Below are 24,792 nucleotides of genomic sequence, written 5' to 3'. Positions count from 1 at the left end.
CGCGTTCAAGGCTGAGAATATCGAAAGAAAGCCGGTTTTGGTGGGCGAGATTGCGAACCAAAACCGGCGCTTTCGTGAGAAGCTATAGAGAGTAAGTTTTGCAGGGAAATAGGAGCTGGCAGTGACGGAATATACACTGGGCGATCGTGGCACCGTACATATCATCACCGATGACTATTACGACGCCGAAATTCTTCATATTTTTGAAGAATTATTGATTGACCGGGAGCAGGTTTGGAACGGCGATGTTCGCCTGGTCCCTGAGCCGGATAACCCCTACCAGCCTTACGCTATCGCGGTCTACGTCGACGATCTCAAAGTAGGTCGCATGAGCCCAGAAGACTCCGAAGCCTACTGGAACCCCATCTGCCGCGTTGTTGCCTCAGGCTACGATGCCACTGCGCGGCTTCAGCTCACCGCTGTTCTGCGTGGGGTCACCGGCGACACCTACATCGAAAGCACCGGTTTGCTTTCACTGAGTGCACCGGGGTCGCTCTTCCCCCTCAACCAGGCACCCACCCAGGCAGCGCTCCTGCCCCAGGGTGCCTCCATGAAGGTCCTCGATGAAAAAGACTACTCCGAGTACCTCCACGAGATTCTTCCTCCCTCCGGCGAGGGCCGTGTAATCCTCTCCCTTGAGAACAACCAAATCAAACTTGCCGACGGCCGTACCGTTGACTCTGTTGATGTGCTCCATGACCGCAAGGTTGTTGGTCGGCTCTCAACACAGATTTCGGAGCAGCTAGCACCCGTTATCCGCCATGCCTATGAACACAACAAGCTCACCAGCGCCTGGGGAACTATTCGCGGTAACGCTTTTGAACTCTCGCTCACCGTTCAGGCTGTGCGCCCCTCCGAGATTACTCAGGAGTGGTTCAATGAGCTACCCAACTTCCTGCCCGAGCTTCTTCCCGAGGCTGACGAGTACGATGTACCCGATGCTTTCGTGCCCTCCGAGGGCGAAGCCCACCGTGAAAGTGCACCCAAGAAAAAGCGCTCCCTGATTCCCGGTCGTTCAGCCTCAGTTGCCGACACGGCCAACCATGAATCGGCTACCTGGAAGGACCAGAACGAATCCGACTACCCGGCACCCCCATTGGGCCTCCAGAGGATTTCAGTGCTCATGGGAATCCTGGGCGGCCTGATTCTGACTGCCGGCCTGGTCATGATTTTCTTCAAGCCCATGCTTGGTATCCTGGGCCTTGTTCTGGGGGCCTCTATCGCCTTCCTTGCGCTCTTCTACGGTCGAGACAATAGCTACGACGAAGAAGAAGTCTCCGAGGACCCGCTCGAACACTAAGCTTTTTTGTTGAGACAAAAATATTGAGGGCCCCAGTAAGGGGCCCTCAATATTTTTTAATCAGTTGCCGCGCCCTACTGTTTAGTCAGCACCGTAGGTAGCGATGTAGTTTGGCATAGTATCGGTCTGTAGTGCGTGGGATAGAGCGCTGGTAGCTGCCGCATCAAGCACAACAATTGACTGCCCGTCCCATGACCAGCCGGTGCCAGCGTTGGGAAGAGTCAATGAGACAAGCTGGGTGTTGCCGTTGGACAGAACCGGCTGAGCAATTCCAACAATAGCTGCGGGTGAAAGCCCCGAGTCAACCTTCATGTAGGGCGAAACGGACTCGATAACCGGAAGTAGCTTGGCAGCAGAGCTCAAAGCGCCCTCAGAACGCAGCTGATTGTAGACACCGCGCAGGAAGGCGCGCTGGTTACGAACGCGCTGGTAGTCACCGTCACTGAAGTTGTAACGTTCCCTGACATAAACAAGGGCTTGTCCGCCAGTCATGGTCTGGGGTCCAGCAGCGAAGGAGTAGCCTGGAGCGCTAGCATTAAAAGCCAGGGGAACATCAACGGTGACGCCACCTAAAGTGTCGACAAGAGCCTTGAAACCCTCGAAATCAATCTCTGCTACGTGGTCCATCTGCATGCCCAGGAGCTGTTCGATGGTTGCTACCTGTAGGTCAACGCCACCGTAGTTCAGGCCAGCATTCACCTTGTGGGAACCATAGCCGGGGATGTTAACCCAGGTATCGCGCATGATAGAGATCAGGTAGGCGGCTGAGCCGTCTTCGGGGATGTGGAGCACCATGATGCTATCTGCACGGGCACCGGTCACGTACTGAGCTTCCGCTCCGCTTCTCTGATCGGAGCCCAGTAGAAGGATGTCGGTGGAGTTGGTGTTGGCGGGACGGCTGGTAACAGCACCGCCCTCCACCTTATCGAGAATGCCATCGCCATCGGAGTCGCCCTCAGAGATATTCTCTTTCAGGCTAGCCCCTGACTCATTAGTAATTTCTTCTGGGGCTTTGGTTGCTTTATCAACCATCTCTTGAAGCTGGTCGTTGTGCACGGTGTTCACCGAGCCATCTTCATTGGGCATAGCGTTCTCAATAGTTTCGGCTTTATTCCAAGCCTTGTTAATCATGAGTAAATACCCACCGGCAGCCAAGGCCGGAACCAGAATAAGGCACAGCAGAATAATCCACAGTGCTTTTTTTCGTTTTTTCTGAGGTTGACCCTCAACCGCCTTGGACACGGTACCTCCCTATAGTTATTTCACAGTGAGCGCCTTTGGGGGTTGGCGCAAAGCGAATCGACCCTAATTCTACGCAGTGAACCTACAAAAACACCCCGCAAGGAGTGAAAAATCGCCGTTGCGGGGTGTGATGTTAAGCGAGAAAGCCTGTGGCCTGCGCTTAGGCCTTCTTGCCGAAGTTTGCGAAGCGAGCGTTGAAGCGCTCAACACGGCCAGCGGCGTCCATGATGCGCTGCTTACCGGTGTAGAAGGGGTGTGAAGCCGATGAGATTTCAACTTCTACGAGGGGGTACTCGTTGCCGTCTTCCCACTTTTCGGTCTTCTGAGAAGTCATGGTGGACTTGGTCAGGAAGGTCTCGCCAGAAGCGAGGTCGCGGAACAGAACGTAGTTGTATTCAGGGTGGATGCCAGCCTGCATGATATATACCTTCTTCGTGCCCTGGATTTTGCCAGTGCATATCTTGTAGCTACCGGGGCGGGTGCCTACCGGTGGTTGCGGTTTACAACCGAGGCACCACTCTACCACTCTTTGGGCAAACTAGAGCCCCAGGAGGGTCGGTTGTTCATCACTCTTTAGGAGTTCAGGTGAGACTGGGGCCGGGTTTCCCAGAAAGCCACCGCACTAGCTGCGGCGACATTGAGTGAATCAACGCCGTGGCTCATGGGAATAATGACGGTATGCTGGGTCTTAGCCAGCGTTGAGGCGGCAAGGCCGTGCCCTTCTGATCCCAGAATCAGGGCAAGTTTCTCTGGCCGTTTTTCCGCCAGTTGGGTAAGGGTCAGGGAGTCTTCTTTGAGAGCCAGCGCGGCTGTCACGAACCCGGCCTTGTGTAAGGTTTCTAGCGCATGGGGCCAGGACTCAAGTCGAGCCCAGGGAACCTGGAACACAGTTCCCATAGAGACCCTGATAGACCGCCTGTAAAGAGGATCAGCGCAGCGGGGCGTTACCAGCACAAGGTCGACGTTAAGGGCGGCGGCAGAGCGGAAAATAGCCCCCACGTTGGTGTGATCAACGATATCTTCAAGAATAGCGACCCGCTGGACGTTCTCAAGCAGGTCTGCCAAGGCGGTCGGTTTGGGGCGTGCCATAGCTGCCAGAGCACCCCGATGTAGAGCGAAGCCAGTCACCGCTTCCAGTTCAGCTTCTGTTCCAAGATAAGCAGGTACCTCGGGGTGGGCGCTGAGAACATCATAGAGGTCATCAGCCCACTTCTCACTCAGTATGAGCGAAAGAGGGCGGTGCCCAGCGGCTAGGGCACGGCGAATTACCTTAGACGATTCAGCAATATAGATACCCCACTCAGGTTCTTTCTGGGAGCGCAGCTTCACGTCGGTGAGCGAGGTGTAGTAGCGTGTCTCAGATTCAGGGGCCTCAGCCAGCGCGCGAGCGTTGGGTAGAGCCCAGACTCGCTCGGCGCGCTCAGCAATCTGCTCCGGGCTCAGTTGCTTGGGTTTCATGCTTTAGCGAGCAAAGGCTGAGTAGCGACCACCGGGGTGAACTGTGAGGTCAAGATCCATTCCGTAGGTAGCTGAGACGTTCTCCTGCGTCAGAGTGCTCTCGATAGGCCCAGCGGCAACGACTTGGCCGTCGCGCAGCAGGAGGGCGTGCGTGAAGCCCGCAGGGATTTCTTCAAGATGGTGAGTTACCAGAATAGTTGCGGGGGCATAAGGGTCCTGAGCGAGATAGGTCAGACGCTTAACGAGGTCCTCCCGCCCAGCAATATCCATGCCCGCACCGGGTTCATCGAGAATCAGCATTTCGGGGTCGGTCATCAGCGCACGAGCAATCAGAACGCGCTTCTTCTCACCCTCAGAAAGTGACCCGAAAGTTCGGTCAGCCAGGTGAGCCACTCCCCAGTCCTCAAGCAGAACAAGCCCCTGATTATCGTCAAAGGAATCGTACTCTTCATTCCAACGGCCTGATACACCGTAAGCTGCAGTAATAACGACGTTTAGGGCTGTTTCATTGCCGGGAATCTGAGCAGCTACCGGAGCAGATGAAAGCCCAATCCGTGGGCGCAGTTCAAAGACATCAACCGCACCAAGAATTTCGTCCAAAATATCTACCTCACCACGCGTGGGGTGCAGACGCGCTGCCGCAATGGAGAGCAAGGTAGTTTTGCCAGCGCCGTTAGGGCCGAGGACGACCCAGCGCTCGCCCTCATCTACCTGCCAGGTGATCTTGTCAATAAGGTTTTTGCCGTTTCGAGTGACGGTGACGTGCTTGAGATCCAGAACTGATGCCATAGCACCCAACTTTAGTACCTTTTGGGTTCACCTGCCTAGTTTGTTGCAAGGGGAGCCAAAGGGTTATATCCGTATCGCGTGTCAGAGCACTAGCTGGCAACATGGCTTAGCTGACACTTTTAGAATGGGAGCCATGAGTGTTTCTATGCGCCTTGTAGCCTTTGCCCCCGCCACTAGTAGCACGCCACCTTTTGATCAGGGTTGGTTCTTACAGGTTCTCGGTGAGGTTGAAGGCCTACAGCTGACCAACGGCAAGTCTGACTATATGCAGGAATGCGCGGTTGCAGGTGAGCTCTCCGGGCCTGCGTATTGGGTCTACACCGCCGATGCGGAATATTCTGCCGGTGAGATTGACGGGCTCAGGCAAGAGGTCGCAGCTTTAGATACGCTCTGCGAGCGGGGGTATCATGTGAACTTTGTTCCATGTTCCCTGACCGGTTCCGAGAAGAAAATCCTCGTTATGGACGTTGATTCGACTCTCATTGGCCAGGAGGTTATTGACGAGTTGGCGGTAGCGGCGGGCCGTGGTGCTGAAGTTGCTGCGGTGACCGAGCGGGCTATGCGCGGTGAGCTTGATTTTGAGCAGTCCCTGCGCGAGCGTGTCTGCGCGCTTGCCGGTCTTAGCGAGGATGTTATTGCGCAAGTTGCTGGGAGTGTGAAATTCTCTGCGGGGGCTCATGAGCTAGTTAGCCTGTTTTTGGAGGCAGGGCATGCCGTGTGTGTTGTTTCTGGTGGGTTTATGCAGGTCTTGGCTCCCCTGGCCGGTGAGCTCAGCCTCACCAGGTACCGGGCAAATAGGCTGGAGGTTGACGATGGGGCACTAACGGGGAAGGTTACCGGGCAGGTTGTTACCGCTGAGGTCAAGCGTAAGTCCTTGCTGGAATGGGCTCAGGAGTTTGGGGTTGATCTCTCGCAGGTGCTTGCGGTGGGTGATGGAGCCAACGATATTTTGATGCTAGGTCAGGCTGAGTTGGGTGTTGCCTACTGCGCGAAAGAAGCCCTGCGCGAGGTTGCCGATGCGCAGGTCCCCTTCCCCCGCCTGGATGCTGTGCGCCATTTCGTGGGACTCTAACACTGTGAAAAGAATCAATGTCTTTGAAAGCCCTCAAGTGGTTGGGGGTAGACACTTAGGGCTTGCGGTTGCAGGTGTTATCGCTACTGTTGTGTGTATTTTTGGGGCGGTTGTCCTTCTATGTTTGTTCTTACAGTGGGAGCTCCAGCTCCTGGTTCAGGCCCTTATGTTTGCGATGCTCCTTGTCGGGGGTTTTTCTTTATCCTGGTTGTTTTGGCTGAAAAAGAAATACTGTTTAAGGGCGGATGTTCTGGGTCTGAGCAAGCCTTCTTTGCGGATTCTTCATGTCTTCTGGCAGGGCCCGCTCATCTTTATAGCCGCCCTTACTTTCCAGTTATTTATCGTCTATGCGTTCGTAGATAGAGAAACAAGTCCTCCAGGAAAGTCGTTAGAGACTTTGCTTTCTAGCATGCCTTCTCCCTTATCAATAGTATGCGCAGTTCTATCAATGGTTTTCTTGGGACCATTGTGGGAGGAGTTGCTTTTACGCGGATACCTTTGGGGCTGGCTACGTACTCGTTTTTCTGCTGTTCTTGCGGTTATCTTGAGTGGTGTTGTCTTCGCATTTATACACGGCCTTGGTCTGCTCATTCCTTACTATTTTGTCCTGGGGGCGGGGTTAGCCTGGCTGAGAGCTTTTCACCGCAGTATCTGGGCACCACTTATCTGCCATATCAGTCTCAATGGTATGGTTGTGTTCCTAACCTTGCTAGCCTTTTCGAGGTAGAAAATCCTTATTTGGGTTACTTAGGTCCGTAGCAAAATAGGGTGTTCGCGTACTGTATGCGAACACCCTTTGGGTTTGAGAGGGCTAACGTTTATTTGATGAAGCCGCCTGCTCCGCCGACCAGCTCGATATGGCCGGTTTCAACGTCGGCGGTAACCATCTTTGAGATTTCTTGAGCGAACTCATTGACGGTGTAGAGCTTGCCGGCTTCTTCGCGGCGGGCTTCGATAGCGCCGGGGTGCAGGCGGTTGAGCAGGGCCGCCGTGACGGTGCCTTCAATCATGTCGGCAGAGACAACGACCAGCGATAGACCGCGCTCAGTCAGGGCAGGAACCTCAGCCAGCAGAGCGTCTTCACCGGCCCGCTTGGACTCTGCTACCGGCTGGTACTCGGGCATGGTTTCTACCTCACGAATGAAGTGCGCCTGGTGGCTGGTCACGAAGACGATGCGGCCGCCTTGGGTCATTTTTTCGGCGGCTAGTCGTGCCAGACGGAGCTGTGCGTCGCGGTTGAGGGTCATGGCATAGTCCTCGGGCATACCGGATTCCATACCGCCGGAGGCGTTGAGAATCAGGTAGTCCAAGGAACCGTAGGCTTCAAGGGCGGCGTCGATGAGGGCCTGAGCGTCTTCGGCCTTGGTGACGTCGCCCTGAACGGCGATGGCGGAGCCACCGGCCTCTTCAATGGTTGCCACTACTTTCTGGGCTCGGGGTGCCTTGGAGCGGTAGTTGACGACGATGTTTGCGCCCTGGGCGGCAAGAATTTGGGCGGTATCTGCGCCTACGCCGCGTGAGGAGCCGGTAATGATGATGGTTTTGTTCTGAAGTGACATGTAATTTTCTTTCTTCAATAGCTTTGGTCTGGCTGCTGCCTTGGCTTAGGGCCGGTATGCCGGAAGCCCACGGGCTGGGTCTGGCGTGAATCGCGTGAGGGCGTTAGCGAACCGGTGAGGAGGTGAGTGGGCTGAGGCCTATCAGCTTTAATCAGCCAGCAAACGGAATGTGATTCCCGTTAACACCCTAATGCCCCATGCCTAAACCACCGTCAACGGGATGGAGTGCAGCGGGTGCGAGCAAGCGAGCACACAAGAGCAAACGGAATGTGATTCCCGTTAACACCCTAATGCCCCATGCCTAAACCACCGTCAACGGGATGGAGTGCAGCGGGTGCGAGCAAGCGAGCACACAGGAGCAAACGGAATGTGATTCCCGTTAACACCCTAATGCCCCATGCCTAAACCGCCGTCAACGGGAATCACGGCCCCGCTGATGTAGCTTGCGGCATCTGATGCCAGGAAGAGAGCCACGTCAGCAATTTCCTGTGGTGTGGCGAAGCGGCGGGCGGGGATTGAGTCGGTGTACTGCTTCTTGATCTCGTCGGAGAGTGCGTCGGTCATGTCGGTTTGGATGAAGCCGGGTGCAATCACGTTGGCAGTGATGTTGCGGGAGCCTAGTTCGCGGGTGATGGATCGGGCCATGCCGACCAGGCCGGCTTTTGAGGCTGAGTAGTTGACCTGGCCGGGGTTGCCGTAGAGGCCTACGACCGAGGAGATGAAGATGATGCGGCCGCGCTTGTTTTTGAGCAGGCCCTTGGTGGCGCGCTGGGCGACGCGGAAGGCACCGGTGAGGTTGGTGTCGATGACTGAGGTGAAGTCCTCTTCGCTCATGCGCATGAGTAGGGTATCTTTGGTGATGCCTGCGTTAGCGATAAGGACTCCGATGGGACCGAATTCGGCTTCTACGGCGCTGAATGCGGCGTCGATGGAGGCGGCGTCGGTGACATCGGCTTTGACGGCGAAGAACTCGGTGGGGGCTTGACCGGAGCGGTAGGTGACAGCTACCTGGTAGCCGGCCTGTTTGAAGGCTTGGGCCATGGCGTAGCCGATGCCTCGGTTGCCACCGGTGATGAGTACGGTTTGGTTGCTCATGGGTTTCCCTTGGGGTGGGGGTTGTTTTTCTGCCCCTATTTTACGCGTTTGGCGTGGGCAGGGGCAGGTTTACCGGGTAAACGCGTGTTATTTAGTCTGCCGGGTTCTGTTAGTTTGACTGGGGTTACACTAGTGGAAGTAGCTTTAACTGCGCCCGGGAGGTGAAAATATGGCTGCTAAATATTGGACTGCGGAGGACTTGAAAGCGGCCGGTTACGCTTCTGGTGATTCTGAGGTATTTGAGATTACTGGTGCGGCAGAACGCCAGTCGACAGGTGTGAGTGCACGCGCCAAAAGCTATGCCTTCAAGATGTTTTTACGCATTATCTTTATCATTGCGGCTGTGATGGTTGAGGGTGTCTGGCAGTGGATTTTCTTAGCTGGGGCAGCAATTATCCCTTGGCTAGCGGTTGTGGTGGCAAATGGCGAGCATCAGCAGGGTGGGTCAAGTTTTACAGCCTACCTACCGGCGGAGCAGCAGGCCGCTATTGCAGCGGCGCAGGAGGAGCGGATCAGCCGGCAGGACCAGGCGGAGCATGATTGGCAACCGGGGGAAGAAGCTGTATCTACCGATGGACCTATTGTTATTGACGGTGAGCTGGTCGAGGACGAGCACGATGACGGGGGTTCTTCCTCCGGCAGGCAGGGAGGACTGTAAGCATGGATATACTCGGTAATTTGACTTCGGCACAGCACAGTGGATCATCGGCTCTTCCTCAGCCGGATTTCATTAAGTGTTCACGTAAGGGGTGCCAGGCGGCGGCTACCTCTGAGATTCTGTGGAATAACCCCAAAGTCCATACACCCGATCGGCGCAAGACTTGGGCGGCCTGTACCGAGCACACGGCCTATCTGCAAGATTTTTTGGTGGCACGCGGTTTTTGGAAGCAGACCCGCCCGCTCTCCTAGGGTGTGTTGCCAGCTGAGTCCGTACAATAGGCTCTTGGTTCTCTCTTTAGCGCATATTCAGCAAGGTACGTGATGAAAAAATACGGGTTTCTTTTCTCTGGTAAATGGATTGGTATTTTTGCACTCACTGTGGTTGCTTCGCTAATTTGCCTCTACCTGGCCCAGTGGCAGATGAGCCGCAAAGAGGCTCTGGATTTCAGTAACGAGCGAATATCTCTCAACTATGATGCTGACCCGATACTCCTTGCAGACTCCCCCGAGCTTTTCTCTTCCCCGCACCCTGATTTGCGGTGGCAACAGGTTGAGATGGCTGGCACCTATCTCGCCGATCAACAGCTACTGGTTCGCAATAGGCCCTATAACGGGCTGAACGGCTACGAGGTTCTGGTCCCCTTCCGCACAAATACCGGTCAGATGATCGTTATTAACCGGGGATGGGTCGAAGCGGCTTTTGGTGATGCGGCGGCAACCGCTACCCCTATTCCCCAGCCTCCCACCGGTGAGATTACCCTAACCGCACGAATTGTTGAGGGCGAAATTGATACGGGGGCCTCGCCCGTCAAGGGGCAGATAACCTCCATCGATTTACCAGAAATCGCTGAGCTCACAGGCTTAGACCTTGCTACCGCCAACTATGGTGTCATGGCCAGCGAAAGCCCGGCTCCCGCAAGCGCACCGGTTCAGAGGGATAAGCCGGAGCAGGATTACGGCCCTAACCTGTCCTACTCTGTGCAGTGGTACTGCTTCGCTCTTATGTTCTATGTTGCTTTCTTCTGGTCTGCCCGCCAAAAGGTGCGCAATGATGAGCTTGACGCCCAGCTTGCCGCTGAACTCGATGCTTACTACAGCCAGTTCTATGACACTGAGGGCAACTATATTGGCGAGGTAGACGAAGAAATTATTCGCCGCCGTATGGAGTTTGTGGACGATATGCCTGCACATATGAAGTCCATTGTGCGGCCAAGGCCTCCCAAGAAGCGCTCACGCCCCACTGATGAGGAAGAAGAGGACGCACTGGTCGATAAGCTCCTCTAGTTACAGTTCGGGCCCCGCACCGTGTGATGGTGTGGGGCCCGAGTGTTTCTAGGAGCTTGACTCTAGTTCGTGGCTGAAGACGACACCGTCTTCGGTGAAGTGGTCAATCATGGCCAGAGAATAAACATCGTAGCCACGGTCGCGGAAATCTTTACCGCCACCCTGGAATACCTTTTCAATCGCAATACCGATACCTGCTACGGTAGCACCGCCCTGCTCACACAGGTGGGTCAGACCGTGGAGGGCCTGTCCGTTGGCCAGGAAGTCATCGATGATCAGGATTCTGTCTTCGGGGGTGACAAAGCGCTTGTCCACCCGGATGTCGTATTCGATCTTCTTGGTGTAGGAGAAGACCTTGGAATTGTAGGTGTCGGTAGACAGCGTCTTTGAAGAAATCTTTTTGGCGAAAACCATGGGAACGCCCAGGTGTAGGGCGGCCGTCATAGCCATTGAAATGCCAGATACTTCAAGGGTAAGAACCCGCGTAATCCCCGCGTCCTTGAAGTGCTCAGCGAAGTCGCGTCCCATTTCCACCATGAGCTGGGGGTCCACCTGGTGGTTGATGAACTGGTCAACTTTGAGGATATTTCCGGGCAGGATTCTTCCGTCCCTGCGGATGCGTTCTTCCAGGAGTTTCATGCGCTCACCTTTTTCTTACGGTCGAATAGAACCACGTTTAGAAGCAGAGCAACCAGCGTACCTGTTGAGATACCCGAGGAGAAAATCATCTGGAGGGCGCCGGGGAGGTTTGCCAGCATACCGGGGCGTACGGTCACGCCAATACCTAGGGCAAAGGCCACCGAAACGATGAGTAGCTCACGGTCCCCCAATTCAATGGAGGCTAGGGTCTTAATCCCCTGAGCCGCAACCAGACCGAACATGATAACACCAGCACCACCAAGGACGGGTTGAGGCATCACAGAAATTAGGGCTGAGAGCTTGGGGAAGACACCCAGCACAGCCAGAATCAGGCCGGCAATAATCATGACACGGCGGGAGGCCACCTTGGTCAGAGCAATCAGGCCGACGTTCTGGGAGAAAGAAGTGTTCGGTCCTGCGCCGAAAATACCGGCCATAGCTGAGCCAACGCCGTCCGCTAGAACACCGTTCGATACGCGTTTGCTCTCCAAGGTGCGGCCGGAAGCCTGACCGATAGCCATCATGATACCCACGGTACCGATGGTGGACACAATGTAGGCGGGGACAAAGGCCAGGGTAGAGGCCCAGTCAAAGTGGAAGCCGTAAGCAAAGATGTTCGGCAGCGCGAACCAGGGGGCATCCCCCACAACGGAGAGATCGACCAGACCCAGAGGGATACAGACCAGGTAGCCTGCAACCATGCCAATAAAGACGGCAGCTGCGCGGAGGATGCCTCGACCAAAATGAGCAATCGCCAGGGTGAGGGTCATAACGCCGAAGGCGATAGTGAGGTTCTGGAGCGAGCCGTAATCCTCGGAGCCCACACCACCTGCCGCCCAGTCCATGCTGACAGGGAGCAGAGTGATACCGATCAGGGCAACCACGGTACCGGTTATCAGTGGCGGGAAGAACCGCATCAGTGGCTTGATGAAGCGGCTGAGGATAACCTCAACCAGCGAAGCAGAAAGGGTCGCCGCCACAATACCAGCCATGCCGAACTGGCTACCCACCGCTATGGTGGGGTTAACGAAGGTGAAGTCGGTGCCCATCATGCCGGGGACGCGAGCACCCACGGGCCCGATGCCCTTGGACTGGATAAAAGTGGCGATACCTGCCACAAAAATCGAGGCAGAAACCATCAATGAGGTTTGTGCAAGGGAGAAATTCAAGGCTGTGCAGACAACGAGGGGTACGGCGATGATACCGGCAAAAGCGGCCAGAATATGTTGCAGGGCCAGTAAAATCGAGACGCCCAGGGGCGGAACGTCGTCTAGCTGGTAGAGCATGTCGGTTGAAGTTTCAGCAGGGGCCGTGTGGGCCGACCCTTGGGTATGTTGGTTCAACGGAGGACTTTCGATGTGAAGTTAACAGAAAAATCGCCTTGAGCTACCAGGCGGTGGAGGACAGGGTTAATCCTACCGGTCGAACTCCTCTACCGGGCAAACTGACAAGGTTTATGTCAGGTCTTTTCGGCTTGTCCTCTCTGCCTGCTTAGGCGAAAAACTCTAGTGCATAACCGCCCAAGGAGGATCTTGCCCGCCCCTCCGATCCTATTAGAACATACTTTCGAATATGTGCTAGGGTGGTGTTTTGCTTTTCATGAGGAGGTTCAGCCCGCCATGATGGGGTATTCACACTCAATCAGCGCAGCAGCTGCCTGGCTTGCTCTGAATGAATCCGGGATTATCAGAATTGATGATCCCGCCACGCTCGCCGTTACCACTTTGGCTGCCGCTGGTGCAGGCATGCTACCCGATATCGATCACCACAACGGGTCAATTGCACATTCCATACCCCCTGTCAGCCGGTGGGTTGTACGGCTGGTTGCCAAAATCTCAGGCGGCCATCGCAAAGGCACCCATTCTCTGATAGGCCTGGCTTTCTTTTGGGTGCTAGCTCTTAGCGCCAACCGCTTAACCTACGCAGGGGTACCACTCCTCGCTTTGGCGCTGGCTGGCTTTGCGGGTGGGCTTGCTCTGCGCACCTTTAGAGCGCCTGGCGGTTGGGCTGGTGCGCTGGTGGTCATGGCGGGTACTATCTACACCAATTCTTTTGCTACGATGCCCTGGGCAATCTTGGCCGGGGCCACAGCCCATATTGTGGGTGATGCACTTACCACCCGCGGAGTAAACCCCTTCTGGCCTGCAACACTTAGGCCTCTGGTTCCCAGCCCTCTGTGGCGCAGGAGCGGGTATATGGCGCTACCTGTGCTAGGGGATGCTGGCAGTAACCGTGAGAATATTTTCTCAGGACTGTTGGCCTCTTATGTCGGGCTTTATGCGCTGACGATCCTGGGCATCACCCATTTGCCCCCTGGCGAGCTCATCAGCCAATTCATCTCTGATAGGTAGGTACCGGGCGTGCCCTCAGATGCTAGCCCATGACAGAGGCAAAGAAAGGGGGCCGGAGTAAGAACTCCGGCCCCCTTCACGCAAATTACCTATGAGCCTAGAAGCACACATGGAATGTACTGAAGCAAAACAAAAGACGACGTGCGGTGATTGACCTAGTCTTCAGTCCAAAAAACGTCTACCTCGGTGCCCTCTTCGGCGATTTCAGGGTAACGTACGTCGTGTGATTCGAGCATAGAATCTTCCTTTCAAGGTTCTTAGCTAACGCCTGCGTTAGCCGGTGGTTCCACCACATCGGCGGGGTGGTTTTTCTTGATAAGCACTCGGGGTTATTAGCCTCGAGGGCTGGTATTTACTCTACGCTCATTGCTCTGGGGCTTACTAGGCAAGAGATGACGTTACCGTTTCGTGATATTTGGTTTTTTGGCCCCAAACCCAACAATCACACATTACTGATCCCATGCCACGTGACCTGCATAACGACTAAGACTCGTAAGAAAGAGACACACAGGCATATTGGTAGGGACCATTTATGGTTCCCCGCGTAAGGCCACAGAACCTACCCGGTGATTGCACCCCTTATGCCAGTGAGATCAGATCCTGGTATTCCTTGCTCCACAGATCCTCTACCGCATCAGGTAGCAGCAGTACACGTTCTGGGTCCAGCGCCTCAACCGCACCCTCATCGTGAGAAACCATGACAATTGCCCCCTGGTAATTCTTCAAGGCGTTCAGGATTTCCTCACGCGATGCGGGGTCAAGGTTGTTGGTGGGCTCATCGAGCAAAAGCACATTAGCTGACGATGCAACCAAGGTCGCCAAAGACAGGCGGGTTTTCTCCCCACCCGAGAGCACACCGGCGGGCTTATCGACGTCGTCGCCCGAGAAGAGGAAAGACCCCAGAATGGTGCGGACCTTAGTATCGTCCAAATCAGGGGCCGCAGACTTCATATTCTCAAAAACAGTGCGCTCACCGTCCAGGATTTCGTGTTCCTGAGCAAAATAGCCGACCTTAGCACCGTGACCATAAATGACTTCACCGGTGTCAGGCTGGGTGGCCTGAGCCAGCATACGCAAAAGCGTTGTTTTACCGGCACCGTTAAAGCCCAGCACCACCACACGGGAACCACGGTCAATCGCCAGATCCACGTCGGTGAAAATCTCAAGCGAACCATAGCTCTTGGAAAGGCCCTCGGCGGAAAGCGGGGTCTTGCCGCAGGGAGCAGGGTCCGGGAAGCGGATAGCGGCAACCTTATCGACACGACGCTCATCTTCCAGGCCGCGCATGAGCTTTTCGGCACGCTTAATCATCTGCTGGGCCGCAACCGCCTTGGTTGCCTTAGCGCGCATTTTGTTAGCCTGCTCCATGAGAGCGCCAGCTTTCTTCTGTGCATTGGCGCGCTCGCGCTTACGGCGGGCCTCATCTTGTTCCCGCTGCAGCAGATAGTTCTTCCAGCCCATATTGTAGATATCAATGACACAGCGGTTAGCATCCAGGTAAAAAACCTTGTTGACGACAAGCTCCATGAGCTCAACATCGTGGCTAATGACCAGGATCCCGCCCTGGTAGTTCTTGAGGAAGTCACGCAACCAGACCACAGAATCGGCGTCCAGGTGGTTGGTGGGCTCATCGAGCAACATTGTGTCGGCGTTAGCGAAGAGAATACGGGCTAGCTCCACGCGGCGGCGTTGACCGCCGGAGAGGGTGGAAAGCGGCTGGTTAAGCACACGCTCTGGCAGGTCAAGGTTAGCAGTGATGGTTGCGGCCTCAGACTCGGCAGCATACCCGCCGCCGGCAATAAATTCTGCCTCAAGCCGATCGTAGCGGCGCATGCCTTTGGCGTGCTCAGCGGGGTCTTCGCTGGCCATCATCTCCTGGGCCTGACGCATCTTACGGGCAACACCGTCCAGCCCGCGAGCGGAGAAGATACGGTCCTTAGCGAGCTGGGTCATATCATCGACCTTGGGGTCCTGAGGCAGATAGCCGATAGTCCCACCCCTGCTAACGGTACCGTCAGCAGGCAGAGTCAGCCCGGCCAGCACCTTGGTCATAGTGGTTTTACCCGCACCGTTACGGCCAACCAGCCCAACCTTGTCACCCTTATCAATACGGAAGTTAACATCCTCCATGAGCAGGCGGGCACCTGCTCGCAGTTCAAGGTTAGAAACAGATAGCACGGGGTAAAACTCCCTAGGGTATGACAATGAAAAGAGAGGCACAGGAAAGGCAACGATAGCTCCCTGAATGCCAGCTCACCATTCTACAGCCAGAAGACTCGATACTTGGAGGATCTAGCTCATGCGCGGAATAAGAGATTTTTTGGGTTTAAGATACCCGCAGGATCCACTAACTCGGCTTCTTCCTGGTATCCGCTCTGCATTCCGCATTTCTCGGTGAGGTTTTCCTATATGAGATAGTGCAGTCTCCATTTTTAAAGGGTGTTCAGCCTCCCCTATAGTGAGGACATGATGACTTCACCCCATACCACCGCCGCTCAACCGGGCCGCAACCTCGCTCTCATAGCTATCTTTGCCGCCTTTATTGCCGCCTGCTCGCTTCTACCCGCTATTCCGGTCGGACCGGTTGCCGTGCCCATTACCCTACAAACCCTGGCGGTCTACACCGTTGCCCTCATCTTGGGTGCTAGGCGTGCCGGTCTTTCGGTAGCTCTCTACCTGCTAGCGGGCCTGCTGGGCCTGCCCGTATTTGCCGGTGGTAGCGGTGGCTTCGGTGTGCTAGCTTCCCCCTCCTTCGGTTATCTTCTCGGTTTTGTTCCCGGCGCTTTTATAGCAGGCTTTCTGGCCTACCGCTTCTTGGGGCCTAGCCGCTCAAAAGCGGTTACTGCTCTGGGCCTAGCAGTCTCCGCGTTAGCGGGCTTCGCAGTTATTCAGGTCTTCGGTGTAGCAGGCATGATGGTCAATGCCCACCTGGACCTGGGCACCGCCCTTGCAGCTGCCATGATTTACGTTCCCGGCGACCTCATCAAATGCGCTGTAGCCGTAGCCATTGCCCTCTCGGTGCACCGTGCCTTCCCCGCGCTAGCAGGCTCAGGCCGCTAAGGCTTGGGTACTATATACACCGTGATTTTCTCCCGATCTTCCCGAAGAAGCTCCCCCAGAGAGTCAGGCCCAGTGGTATTTTCTGAGCCGAACGTTCTGAGCACCCGGCAAGCAACCGTCACCGCCCCCACAGGCACGGGCCAACGCACCCTCCTGCACGATGTCACAGTCACCCTGACTGCTAACAGGACCGCCGTCCTTGGGCTCAACGGTTCGGGCAAATCAACTTTTCTGAGGCTCTTCAACGGGCTTGCTCCCCTCAGTAGCGGGAAAGTAACCGTTCACGGGCTGAGCGTCTACGAAAATCTCAACCACGTTCGTTCGCACGTGGGTATGCTTTTCTCTGACCCGGGGGCCCAGTTGGTGATGCCCACCGGCGTTGAAGATGTTGAGCTGTCCTTTCAGCACATTAAAGACCGCAAGGAGCGGCGGGAGAAGGCACTGACACAACTGGCCCACCAGGGAGTTGAACAGCGGGCTTTTGACCCGATCTACAACCTCTCCGGTGGGGAGAAACAGCTCACCGCACTTTCGGCGGTTCTGGCAGTAGAGCCAAGCATGCTCCTGCTCGATGAACCAACCACCCTGCTAGACCTCAGGAACAGGCTAAAGCTCATTGAGCTACTAGACACCCTGCCTCAGCAACTCCTGATTTCTACCCACGACCTTGAATTAGCGGCCACCTGCACCGAAGCACTGGTAATCCACGAAGGCAGGCTACTAGCCCAGGGACCTACGGCCAGCATCCTATCTGACTACCGGCGCTGGTGCGCCGAGGGCTTTCCTGCTTTAGATTCAGAGCCCACTGCAGAAAGCCCTGAAGAGAACCACCCGTGAACGCCGCCCACCACCTCTTTGGAACCTACCAGCCCTTAGAAACACCGATCCACAGAACACCGCTGAGCGTCAAGGCTCTTTCTCTGCTCACACTCACCGCCCTACTCACGCTCACCAGCCAGTGGAGCATCGCGGCGGCTGTGCTTGTAATCGTCATAGCTCTAGGCACCCTCGCCCAGATACCAGTTATGACCTGGGTGCAGGCACTAGGATCACTCGCCTGGCTTCTGGGCTTCCTCCTGCTCTACTACTGGTACACCGGCACCCTGGCCCGAGGGGCAGACACCCTGCTAGGTCTACTCAGCCTGCTCTTTGCCGCCAAGGTTCTGCTCTGGTCGACTCCCCTACCGGTCATCATTGACGGCTTCATCTGGCTCTGCTCACCCCTCCGTCACCTTGGTATCTCCCCACAAGGCATCGGCCTGGCCCTGGCACTGATGATTCGCTCCATTCCAACGATCATCGATACCTGGTCCTTCCTTCAAGAATCAGTCACCGCTCGCGGCCTCAAAGTCTCGCGCTTTCGTCTCTTCATTCCACTGGTCATCTCCACCGTCTCCTACGCCCAGGACACAGGTGACGCGCTCGCCGCCCGCGGGCTAGATTCTCGCTAATTGTTCTGTCTGCCGGTATAACACTTACCGGGGTGTAAGCAGGACAAGGCAAACCGCCGGGGTGCAGAAATGGTCTTCAGGGGAAGTTCACAGCTTATGCTGTATCCATGATGGCTTTTAAAGAAAACTCCCGGCTGAACACCGACCGGGTACGTAGCTCAGGTAGTTCCGGCAGCTCAGGCGGTGGCTCCGGACTCAAAATCGGTGGTGGCTTAGGCGGTATCGTGCTGGTACTTGCTGTTGGAATAATTTTTGGCCAGGACGGCATTAACATGCTCAACCAGGTCACCGGCGGTGGTGGCTTCAACTACCAGCAGGTTGAAGGTGATTCAGGAGAAAAGTTTGCCCATTGCAAGACCGGTGAAGATGCCAATACCTACACCGACTGCAACATGGTGGGAACCGCCAACTCGCTAGACTACTTCTGGCAGACAGCTCTGCCCGACCAAGCAGGTATAGCCTACACTGCACCAAAACTTGACCTCTTCAAACAAGAGACCGTCAGTACCGGTTGCGGTTCTGCCAGCCAGGCAGTAGGCCCCTTCTACTGCCCCGCCGACCAGGTTGCCTACGTCCAAACTGGCTTCTTTGACACCATGAAAACCCAGCTGGGGGCAACCGGCGGCCAGAGTGCCGAACAGTATGTACTGGCCCACGAATACGGCCACCATATTCAGAACCTACTCGGTAACCTCAAATACTCCCAGTATGACCCCCAGGGGGCAGACTCCGGGGCGGTGCGCGTTGAGCTGCAGGCTGACTGCTACGCAGGTGTCTGGGCCAGGGGCGCCCAAGAGGACACCAGCTCACCCGTTCAGATCAAACCCTTTAGCTCCGATGACTTAGAGAGAATCATCAACGCAACCGAGGTTATCGGAGATGATCACATACAGATGACAAGCCAGGGCCACACCGATTCATCCACCTACACCCACGGCACCAGTGCCCAGCGTACAGCCTGGTTCATGACCGGTTACAAGACAGCTGACATGAACCGTTGCAACACCTTCCAAGCCTCTGATCTCAACAACCCTAAGGCCTAGTCAAGAAAGTTCGCTACGCTGAACGATGAGAAGCAAGAGCTGACCTAGCCAAAAGTCAGGCAGTAGTTCATAATTGGAAAGCACCGGTGCCGTCCGCAGCGGTGCTTTTCTTTTTTAAGATACCACCCAGGCAAAACATGAAAATTTATCATTTTATCCACCGAAGAGAATGGGCACTAGCCCTCCTTGCTCTCTTGACTATCCTGAGCCAGGTCTACCTAGACCTGCGCATACCCCAGTACATGGAGCAGATTACCCGCACCATTTCTCAGCCAACTAGATCCCTGTCCGACATTGCACCGGATGGTGCCCTGATGCTGGCCGCAGCATTAGCCAGCATGGTCTGTGCCATTCTTACAGGTTTTTGTACCGCGATTATTGGTACTACCCTGGCTCGACGCCTCAGAGCCGCTGTCTACGATAAAACCTTTGAGCTATCCAGCGCCGAGGTCAACACCTTGGGTACAGATTCACTCATTACCCGAACTACCAACGATGTCACTCAGGTACAAATCTTCATGGTTATGGGCCTGCAGGTCAGTATCAAAGCACCCATTATGGCCTTTTGGGCAAGCTCAAAAATTGCCAGCCAGTCCTGGACATGGACGGTTCCCACCGGCATCGCAGTTTTATTGACCATTCTGGTGCTAGCTACCGCTATGTCCTTGGCCATTCCCCGTATGATTCGCATGCAGAAGATCACTGACCAGCTCAACCGGGTAACTCGTGAGCATCTGACCGGCCTGCGCGTGATTCGTGCCTACATCACCGGCGACTTTCACCGTAACCGCTTTGAGAGCGTCAACACAGACCTACGGGATAACACCCTCTTTATTTCCAGCACCATGGCCTTCATTATGCCCCTGCTGACAGCTATCATGACCGCGCTCTCGCTCTCTATCTACGTGCTGGGTGCCTCCCTCATTAACTCCACCGATGAGCTGACTCAACGTATGGGAACTTTCGGGCAGATGATTGCCTTTTCCACCTATGCCCTGCTGGTGGTTACTAGTTTCATGATGATGACCATGGTCTTTGTCTTGGGCCCCAGGGCACTGGTATCCTGGCGACGTATCCGCCAGGTTCTCCATACCCAAGCAGGTATCCAAGATGGCGGAGCCAGCACCGGCACCGCACCCGCTGGCAGCTTGGAGTTCCGGGACGTGAGCTTCCGCTACCCCGGTGCCGACGGTGATGCCCTGCACTCTGTCAGCTTCACAGCTGATCCCGGCCAAACCGTGGCCATTATTGGTTCTACCGGCTCCGGAAAATCCACTCTGGTCAACCTAATCCCCCGATTTGCCGACGTGCGTTCCGGCGCCGTACTGGTGGACGGGGTTGATGTGCGTAACTGGAACCAGAAAGACCTGCGTGACCGGGTGGCTTTTGTGGCCCAGAAAAATACCCTGTTTTCTGGCACTATTGCCTCCAACATTGCCTTTGGCCAGGGGCTAAAACCTGTCACTGCCGAGGACCTGGTGGCCGCCGCTGACCGCGCAGCCACCACCGGTTTTGTCTCTACCAAGGAGGGAGGCTTTGCGGCCCCCGTGGCCCAAAACGGCAAGAACTTCTCGGGCGGGCAGAAACAGCGTATCTCTCTAGCGCGGGCTTTCGCGCGCGGCGGGCACATCATGATCTTTGATGATTCTTTTTCTGCCCTGGATTACAAGACCGAGCGAGATATCCGCACCCGGCTCAAGGAGGCCTCTGGCGGGGCAACCCTGCTGATTGTGGCCCAGCGTATCGGTACGGTCCGCGATGCTGACCGCATCATCGTGCTCGATAAGGGCAGGGTCGTGGGAAGCGGAACCCACCAAGAACTGTTGGCAACCAATGAGGTCTACCAGGATATTGCCCTCTCCCAGCTGACCGAAGAGGAGCTTGCCCAATGAGCACCAACCCCGAACATAGCCAAACAACCGGTGACCTTGATCTGCTTGAATCTGCGCAGCAGGGGCTAGCACAGGCTGCCCAGCTACGCGATCAACAGCTCAAAAGTGAAAAGCCCAGTGGCCGTGGCGGTCACCCCGGCCCCGGAGGCCCGCCCCGCCACCGGGTCCAGGGGCAGAGCACCGCGCCTTTCAAAGAAACCATGGGCAAGCTGCTGGGTTATCTGCGCCCGGTACTCCCCCGCATGGTGGTTGCCCTGGTAGCCGCGGTGCTAGGCGTTATTCTCAATATCATTTCTCCCCAGTTCCTTTCCGCTATTACCGATGAGATTCAAAAGGGTTTTACCGGATCTGTCAATATGTACCAGGTCTGGAAGCTGGCCTGGATTTCTGTGGCCTTCATGGTGACATCGCTGGTGCTCAGCCTGGTTGAGGGTTTGGTCATGGCCCGCTCGACCGTGTGGGTTTCCCGCACCATGCGCTCTGACCTTGACCGCAAGATTGATCGGCTCCCCCTGGCCTACCTGGATAAGGGCTCCACCGGTGACACCCTCTCGCGGGTAACTAACGACGTCGATACCCTCCAACAGACCCTCAACAACTCCCTGGCCACTACCGTCACCGGCGTCGTTACTCTGGCTGGTTCAGCGGTCATGATGTTTTACACCGACTGGCGTATGGCCCTGGCCGCTATTGCAGCTTCCCTGATCGGTGTGTTTGCCAGCGGTTTTGTGCTCTCACGCAGCCAGAAATACTTTATGGCCCAGCAGCGGCTCTTGGGTAAGCTCAACGGTCATATTGAGGAAACCCTCTCAGGACATTCGCTCATTCGGGCCTACAACGGTGAGGGTGCCGCCCGCGCAGAGTTCGCCCGCCGCAACGAGGACCTCTACCAGGTGGCCTGGAAGTCCATGTTCTTCTCGGGGCTAATGTTCCCGCTCATGGGCTTTATCGGTAACCTGGGCTATGTGGTGGTCTGCGTGGTGGGTGCCGCGCTGGTGTTGCAGGGGCAGATTACCTTTGGTGTGATTGTTGCCTTTATTGTCTATGTTCGGCTCTTCACCAACCCCCTGGGGCAACTGGCCCAGTCAGCTACCGCTCTGCAGTCTGCGGCAGCCGCCGGTGCTCGTGTCTTTGAGTTCCTTGAAGCAGAGGAACTAGAGGACGAAAGCAGTAAGGCAACCGAGCTGGATCAGCCGGTAGGCGGTAACGTGGACTTTGAGCAGGTCCGCTTTAGCTACGAACCCGGAAAGGAGATCATTCACGGCTTTACCGCATCGGTCAAAGCCGGCCAGAAGGTTGCAATTGTTGGTCCCACCGGTGCCGGCAAAACCACCCTAGTCAATCTGCTAATGCGCTTCTACGAGCTGGACTCCGGGCAGATCCGCATTGACGGTGTACCCACCGACCAGCTCACCCGCGAGCAAGTTGATTCGCTCTTCGCCATGGTTCTACAAGATACCTGGCTTTTTGAGGGAACCCTGCGGGAGAACGTGGTCTACGGCCTGGAGCAGGTCAGTCAGGACAAGCTGGATGAGGTCATTGCAGCTGTGGGGCTGGAGGAGCTAGTAGCCCAGCTGCCCGCCGGCTACGACACCGTGTTGACCGACCAGACCCAGCTTTCAGCCGGCCAGAAACAGCTAGTCACCATCGCCAGGGCCATGATTGCTGATAAGCCGCTACTGATTCTGGACGAAGCAACCAGTTCCGTTGATACCCGCACCGAACTGCTCATTGCCCGCGCCCTGGGCCAGCTGGCTGAGGGCAAGACTTCCTTTGTGATTGCCCACCGCCTCTCCACCATCCGAGACGCCGACCTTATCTTCGCTATGCGCGACGGCGACATCGTGGAGTCCGGCTCCCACCAGGAGCTTTTGGAGGCAGGCGGCTTCTACGCCGAACTCTACAACTCGCAGTTCAGTCAAGGGGACTAGGGACCGGGTAGGGGCTTGAGGGCAGGGTTGGCATCGTTGGAGCCTGCTCTCAGGCCCCCGCCTGGTTGGGGCGCAAGCATAGCGGCGGCAAGCTGATCCTCTCGCCCGGTTCGCTAAGGCGCACAGAGCGATTGACGCCAGACCCAGCCAGCTTGCTCCCCTGCTGTGCCTGCGCGCCCGATTACAGGTGCGGGACAATCAGCCAGGGTCCTTCCCCAGCACCCACAAAGTTAAGCCGCCCCGGCCAGTTACAGAAGTAGCTGGCCGAGGCGGTTTTTGCTTACAGAAATGATGTTTGGTTAGTCATAAAAGGAAAACTTGGTTGTAAGGATTAACCGGTGTTGTAGTCTGCGTACTATGGCTAAACATCATTATCAGGTTCAGGTTGAGTGGACTGGAAATACTGGTTCCGGTACGTCTTCATACAAGGCTTATAGCCGAAACCATCTTGTATCTGCACCACTTGTGCCGGCTATTGAAGCGAGTGCTGCCCCTGCGTTCCTTGGCGATGAGACCCGGTGGGATCCTGAGCAGTTACTTGTAGCTTCTGTGTCACAGTGTCATATGCTCTGGTGCCTGCATCTGGCAGCACAGCATGGGATTGTTGTTAAATCCTATAAAGATGCGGCAGAAGGAGTTATGGAAACTGAGCCAAGCGGGGCTGGGCAGTTTTCGTTAATCGAGCTGAACCCCAAGGTGACGATTTCTTCAGGTGACCCGAATCTTGCTCAGGAACTTCACCATAAGGTTCCCGAGTTTTGTTTTATAGCTCGCTCATTGAACTTTCCTGTGCGGCATAACCCTGAAATAATCGCGGCATACCTATAGCGCAAAGGTTCCAGCGAAGGCACCTTCTCGCCCAGTTCGCTAATGCTCACAGGGCGATTCATGCAAAAACTACCCTATTCGCCTCTGCCGATGTGTTCATTCAGATGCGAGACGATTCATATAAGGCATTTGCCCCAACACACACACAAAGTTATGCCACACGATAAGCTAATAAAGGAACTGCCCAGGGCGGTATAGTGGACTCAAGGACGGGACTCATGGGTAAGATTGGTTATAATTGTAAGAACAACTTAAGGGTATTCATGTCTAACTTTGAATTTCTACCCGAGCCAAGACAAAACTTTATGTAGATGGATGTATCTGAATAAAATATTTTTAGCAGAAGATTCAGACTCTAAGCCCACACAAAGATTTATTGAAAAGAATTTAAAATGACAAATCCGATACTCGAAGTAAGATTTGAGGAAGCAAATAAAAATCCCCCAGTGATGTCTTTTTGCCCTGATTACGAAGATAGCACCTGGCGTTCCGAAGCGCTAGCAAGAGATATCATAAGACGGCATCTTGCTTCATTTGCACTAAGCTTTAATCAATATTCAAAGATAAATGGCGACAATGCAGCCGAAAGCCTCTCCCAAGCCGCTAAAATAATTTATAGTACCGATAAATATAGTAAACGGGGAGAATTTGGTGAAATAATTTTATACGGCTTACTTAGAGATTTTATTGGCTCCTTACCCATCGTCAGTAAAATTTATTTCAAAGATGGACCCAACGAAACAGTCAAAGGCTTTGACGCAGTCCATTTTAAAAAAAATAATGATAATGAAATTGAGCTACTTCTTGGGGAATCAAAATTTTACAAGGACGCGAAGGAAGCAATACGAAATGTCGTCGCTGAAATTAACGACCACCTGCAGCCCGATTATCTTAGGTCAGAATTTTTGGCAATAACAAATAAATTACCTGAAGCATCAGATGAGGAATTCAAATTAATTCGGAATTTATTAAATGAAAATACCTCACTAGATCGAATAATTAGCAAAATTACAATACCAATATTTATTACCTACGATAGTCAAGTTATCACCAATTTCACTACAGTTAACGACCAGTTTAACCAAGCTTTCGCTCTAGAAGTAGCAGGCTATAGAGATCATCTTGAAAAAAATTAAAT

General features: G+C 55.0%; 24 protein-coding genes. 15 read left to right on the top strand and 9 right to left on the bottom strand.

What is annotated here, in order from left to right; genetic code table 11:
- Window positions 1–121 precede the first annotated feature (121 nt).
- Window positions 122–1,300: an HIRAN domain-containing protein gene (locus tag ACN08Y_RS04525; protein WP_419111965.1), complete on the top strand. Its 1,179-nt coding sequence runs from the start codon at window positions 122–124 to the stop codon at window positions 1,298–1,300.
- A gap of 81 nt (window positions 1,301–1,381) precedes the next feature.
- Here ACN08Y_RS04525 and ACN08Y_RS04520 read toward each other — a convergent pair whose 3' ends face one another.
- The 4 genes from ACN08Y_RS04520 to ACN08Y_RS04505 form a co-directional block, all read right to left on the bottom strand.
- A complete protein-coding gene (locus ACN08Y_RS04520) occupies window positions 1,382–2,542 on the bottom strand; it encodes an LCP family protein (protein WP_419110448.1) in 1,161 nt (386 codons plus the stop codon).
- A gap of 160 nt (window positions 2,543–2,702) precedes the next feature.
- On the bottom strand, window positions 2,703–2,960 hold the full coding sequence (locus ACN08Y_RS04515) for a type B 50S ribosomal protein L31 (protein ID WP_083091002.1): 258 nt from the start codon (window positions 2,958–2,960) through the stop codon (window positions 2,703–2,705).
- A gap of 155 nt (window positions 2,961–3,115) precedes the next feature.
- Window positions 3,116–4,000 (bottom strand): TrmH family RNA methyltransferase, encoded by an 885-nt coding sequence (locus ACN08Y_RS04510; protein WP_419111964.1) that lies wholly within the window; start codon window positions 3,998–4,000, stop codon window positions 3,116–3,118.
- Between the two features lie 3 nt (window positions 4,001–4,003).
- Window positions 4,004–4,789: an ABC transporter ATP-binding protein gene (locus ACN08Y_RS04505; RefSeq protein WP_419111963.1), complete on the bottom strand. Its 786-nt coding sequence runs from the start codon at window positions 4,787–4,789 to the stop codon at window positions 4,004–4,006.
- Between the two features lie 133 nt (window positions 4,790–4,922).
- Here ACN08Y_RS04505 and serB point away from each other — a divergent pair, with 133 nt between their 5' ends.
- Together serB and ACN08Y_RS04495 are read left to right on the top strand one after the other, a co-directional pair.
- Entirely contained in the window at window positions 4,923–5,861 is a 939-nt protein-coding gene (gene serB / locus ACN08Y_RS04500; RefSeq protein ID WP_419111962.1) for a phosphoserine phosphatase SerB, read from the top strand.
- Complete coding sequence (locus ACN08Y_RS04495) at window positions 5,806–6,588, top strand: lysostaphin resistance A-like protein (protein ID WP_419111961.1); 783 nt, start codon at window positions 5,806–5,808, stop codon at window positions 6,586–6,588. The genes serB and ACN08Y_RS04495 overlap by 56 nt, the downstream gene beginning before the upstream one ends.
- Window positions 6,589–6,679: 91 nt before the next feature.
- On the opposite strand, the gene ACN08Y_RS04490 is transcribed toward ACN08Y_RS04495, so the two are convergent.
- A complete protein-coding gene (locus ACN08Y_RS04490; protein ID WP_419111960.1) occupies window positions 6,680–7,420 on the bottom strand; it encodes an SDR family oxidoreductase in 741 nt (246 codons plus the stop codon).
- 387 nt (window positions 7,421–7,807) lie between these two features.
- On the bottom strand, window positions 7,808–8,515 hold the full coding sequence (fabG, locus tag ACN08Y_RS04485) for a 3-oxoacyl-[acyl-carrier-protein] reductase (RefSeq protein ID WP_419099740.1): 708 nt from the start codon (window positions 8,513–8,515) through the stop codon (window positions 7,808–7,810).
- A gap of 169 nt (window positions 8,516–8,684) precedes the next feature.
- Between fabG and ACN08Y_RS04480 the strand changes: the two genes are divergently transcribed.
- The 3 genes from ACN08Y_RS04480 to ACN08Y_RS04470 all read left to right on the top strand — a co-directional run bounded on the left by ACN08Y_RS04480 (window position 8,685) and on the right by ACN08Y_RS04470 (window position 10,459).
- Window positions 8,685–9,173: a DUF3099 domain-containing protein gene (locus tag ACN08Y_RS04480; protein ID WP_419111959.1), complete on the top strand. Its 489-nt coding sequence runs from the start codon at window positions 8,685–8,687 to the stop codon at window positions 9,171–9,173.
- A 2-nt stretch (window positions 9,174–9,175) separates the two neighbouring features.
- The gene (locus tag ACN08Y_RS04475) at window positions 9,176–9,424 is read left to right on the top strand and encodes an acetone carboxylase (RefSeq protein ID WP_419099742.1); all 249 of its coding nucleotides are present in this window, start codon (window positions 9,176–9,178) and stop codon (window positions 9,422–9,424) included.
- Window positions 9,425–9,496: 72 nt separating this feature from the next.
- On the top strand, window positions 9,497–10,459 hold the full coding sequence (locus ACN08Y_RS04470; protein WP_419111958.1) for an SURF1 family protein: 963 nt from the start codon (window positions 9,497–9,499) through the stop codon (window positions 10,457–10,459).
- Window positions 10,460–10,507: 48 nt separating this feature from the next.
- Here the strand turns inward: ACN08Y_RS04470 and ACN08Y_RS04465 are convergent, their stop codons facing one another.
- Window positions 10,508–11,098, bottom strand: coding sequence for a xanthine phosphoribosyltransferase (locus ACN08Y_RS04465; protein WP_419099744.1), 591 nt, complete (start codon window positions 11,096–11,098; stop codon window positions 10,508–10,510).
- Complete coding sequence (locus ACN08Y_RS04460; RefSeq protein ID WP_419110457.1) at window positions 11,095–12,441, bottom strand: uracil-xanthine permease family protein; 1,347 nt, start codon at window positions 12,439–12,441, stop codon at window positions 11,095–11,097. The genes ACN08Y_RS04465 and ACN08Y_RS04460 overlap by 4 nt, the downstream gene beginning before the upstream one ends.
- Window positions 12,442–12,717: 276 nt before the next feature.
- Between ACN08Y_RS04460 and ACN08Y_RS04455 the strand changes: the two genes are divergently transcribed.
- Window positions 12,718–13,449: a metal-dependent hydrolase gene (locus ACN08Y_RS04455; protein WP_419111957.1), complete on the top strand. Its 732-nt coding sequence runs from the start codon at window positions 12,718–12,720 to the stop codon at window positions 13,447–13,449.
- A 579-nt stretch (window positions 13,450–14,028) separates the two neighbouring features.
- Here the strand turns inward: ACN08Y_RS04455 and abc-f are convergent.
- Window positions 14,029–15,579, bottom strand: a complete 1,551-nt coding sequence (abc-f, locus tag ACN08Y_RS04450) for a ribosomal protection-like ABC-F family protein (protein WP_419099808.1) — start codon at window positions 15,577–15,579, stop codon at window positions 14,029–14,031.
- A 339-nt stretch (window positions 15,580–15,918) separates the two neighbouring features.
- Between abc-f and ACN08Y_RS04445 the strand changes: the two genes are divergently transcribed.
- From ACN08Y_RS04445 to ACN08Y_RS04410, 8 genes are all read left to right on the top strand, one after another.
- On the top strand, window positions 15,919–16,509 hold the full coding sequence (locus ACN08Y_RS04445) for a biotin transporter BioY (RefSeq protein WP_419111956.1): 591 nt from the start codon (window positions 15,919–15,921) through the stop codon (window positions 16,507–16,509).
- A gap of 72 nt (window positions 16,510–16,581) precedes the next feature.
- Complete coding sequence (locus tag ACN08Y_RS04440) at window positions 16,582–17,346, top strand: energy-coupling factor ABC transporter ATP-binding protein (RefSeq protein ID WP_419111955.1); 765 nt, start codon at window positions 16,582–16,584, stop codon at window positions 17,344–17,346.
- On the top strand, window positions 17,343–17,960 hold the full coding sequence (locus ACN08Y_RS04435) for a CbiQ family ECF transporter T component (RefSeq protein ID WP_419104470.1): 618 nt from the start codon (window positions 17,343–17,345) through the stop codon (window positions 17,958–17,960). Before ACN08Y_RS04440 ends, ACN08Y_RS04435 begins: the two co-directional genes overlap by 4 nt.
- 107 nt (window positions 17,961–18,067) lie before the next feature.
- Entirely contained in the window at window positions 18,068–19,003 is a 936-nt protein-coding gene (locus ACN08Y_RS04430) for a neutral zinc metallopeptidase (RefSeq protein WP_419104469.1), read from the top strand.
- Window positions 19,004–19,140: 137 nt separating this feature from the next.
- On the top strand, window positions 19,141–20,895 hold the full coding sequence (locus ACN08Y_RS04425; protein WP_419111954.1) for an ABC transporter ATP-binding protein: 1,755 nt from the start codon (window positions 19,141–19,143) through the stop codon (window positions 20,893–20,895).
- Window positions 20,892–22,826, top strand: coding sequence for an ABC transporter ATP-binding protein (locus ACN08Y_RS04420; RefSeq protein ID WP_419111953.1), 1,935 nt, complete (start codon window positions 20,892–20,894; stop codon window positions 22,824–22,826). Before ACN08Y_RS04425 ends, ACN08Y_RS04420 begins: the two co-directional genes overlap by 4 nt.
- Window positions 22,827–23,183: 357 nt before the next feature.
- Window positions 23,184–23,654, top strand: coding sequence for an OsmC family protein (locus tag ACN08Y_RS04415; RefSeq protein WP_419111952.1), 471 nt, complete (start codon window positions 23,184–23,186; stop codon window positions 23,652–23,654).
- A gap of 392 nt (window positions 23,655–24,046) precedes the next feature.
- The gene (locus tag ACN08Y_RS04410; protein WP_419111951.1) at window positions 24,047–24,790 is read left to right on the top strand and encodes a DUF1837 domain-containing protein; all 744 of its coding nucleotides are present in this window, start codon (window positions 24,047–24,049) and stop codon (window positions 24,788–24,790) included.
- The last annotated feature ends 2 nt before the right edge of the window (window positions 24,791–24,792 follow it).

The sequence above is a fragment of the Rothia sp. P5764 genome, assembly GCF_048512965.1.
Taxonomy (GTDB): domain Bacteria; phylum Actinomycetota; class Actinomycetes; order Actinomycetales; family Micrococcaceae; genus Rothia.
Note: the sequence above shows the minus strand (reverse complement) of the source record. Positions and strands in the feature narration are given on the sequence as shown.

Bases quoted from the DNA above. Each gene is read 5' to 3' on its own strand.
- fabG (WP_419099740.1), bottom strand. From the start codon at position 8,515: ATGAGCAACCAAACCGTACTCATCACCGGTGGCAACCGAGGCATCGGC.
- abc-f (WP_419099808.1), bottom strand. From the start codon at position 15,579: ATGGAGGATGTTAACTTCCGTATTGATAAGGGTGACAAGGTTGGGCTG.
- ACN08Y_RS04420 (WP_419111953.1), top strand. From the start codon at position 20,892: ATGAGCACCAACCCCGAACATAGCCAAACAACCGGTGACCTTGATCTG.
- ACN08Y_RS04490 (WP_419111960.1), bottom strand. From the start codon at position 7,420: ATGTCACTTCAGAACAAAACCATCATCATTACCGGCTCCTCACGCGGC.
- ACN08Y_RS04430 (WP_419104469.1), top strand. From the start codon at position 18,068: ATGATGGCTTTTAAAGAAAACTCCCGGCTGAACACCGACCGGGTACGT.
- ACN08Y_RS04415 (WP_419111952.1), top strand. From the start codon at position 23,184: ATGGCTAAACATCATTATCAGGTTCAGGTTGAGTGGACTGGAAATACT.
- ACN08Y_RS04505 (WP_419111963.1), bottom strand. From the start codon at position 4,789: ATGGCATCAGTTCTGGATCTCAAGCACGTCACCGTCACTCGAAACGGC.
- ACN08Y_RS04515 (WP_083091002.1), bottom strand. From the start codon at position 2,960: ATGCAGGCTGGCATCCACCCTGAATACAACTACGTTCTGTTCCGCGAC.
- ACN08Y_RS04465 (WP_419099744.1), bottom strand. From the start codon at position 11,098: ATGAAACTCCTGGAAGAACGCATCCGCAGGGACGGAAGAATCCTGCCC.
- ACN08Y_RS04475 (WP_419099742.1), top strand. From the start codon at position 9,176: ATGGATATACTCGGTAATTTGACTTCGGCACAGCACAGTGGATCATCG.
- ACN08Y_RS04425 (WP_419111954.1), top strand. From the start codon at position 19,141: ATGAAAATTTATCATTTTATCCACCGAAGAGAATGGGCACTAGCCCTC.
- serB (WP_419111962.1), top strand. From the start codon at position 4,923: ATGAGTGTTTCTATGCGCCTTGTAGCCTTTGCCCCCGCCACTAGTAGC.
- ACN08Y_RS04470 (WP_419111958.1), top strand. From the start codon at position 9,497: ATGAAAAAATACGGGTTTCTTTTCTCTGGTAAATGGATTGGTATTTTT.
- ACN08Y_RS04445 (WP_419111956.1), top strand. From the start codon at position 15,919: ATGACTTCACCCCATACCACCGCCGCTCAACCGGGCCGCAACCTCGCT.
- ACN08Y_RS04410 (WP_419111951.1), top strand. From the start codon at position 24,047: ATGACAAATCCGATACTCGAAGTAAGATTTGAGGAAGCAAATAAAAAT.
- ACN08Y_RS04495 (WP_419111961.1), top strand. From the start codon at position 5,806: ATGCGCAGGTCCCCTTCCCCCGCCTGGATGCTGTGCGCCATTTCGTGG.
- ACN08Y_RS04455 (WP_419111957.1), top strand. From the start codon at position 12,718: ATGATGGGGTATTCACACTCAATCAGCGCAGCAGCTGCCTGGCTTGCT.
- ACN08Y_RS04480 (WP_419111959.1), top strand. From the start codon at position 8,685: ATGGCTGCTAAATATTGGACTGCGGAGGACTTGAAAGCGGCCGGTTAC.
- ACN08Y_RS04510 (WP_419111964.1), bottom strand. From the start codon at position 4,000: ATGAAACCCAAGCAACTGAGCCCGGAGCAGATTGCTGAGCGCGCCGAG.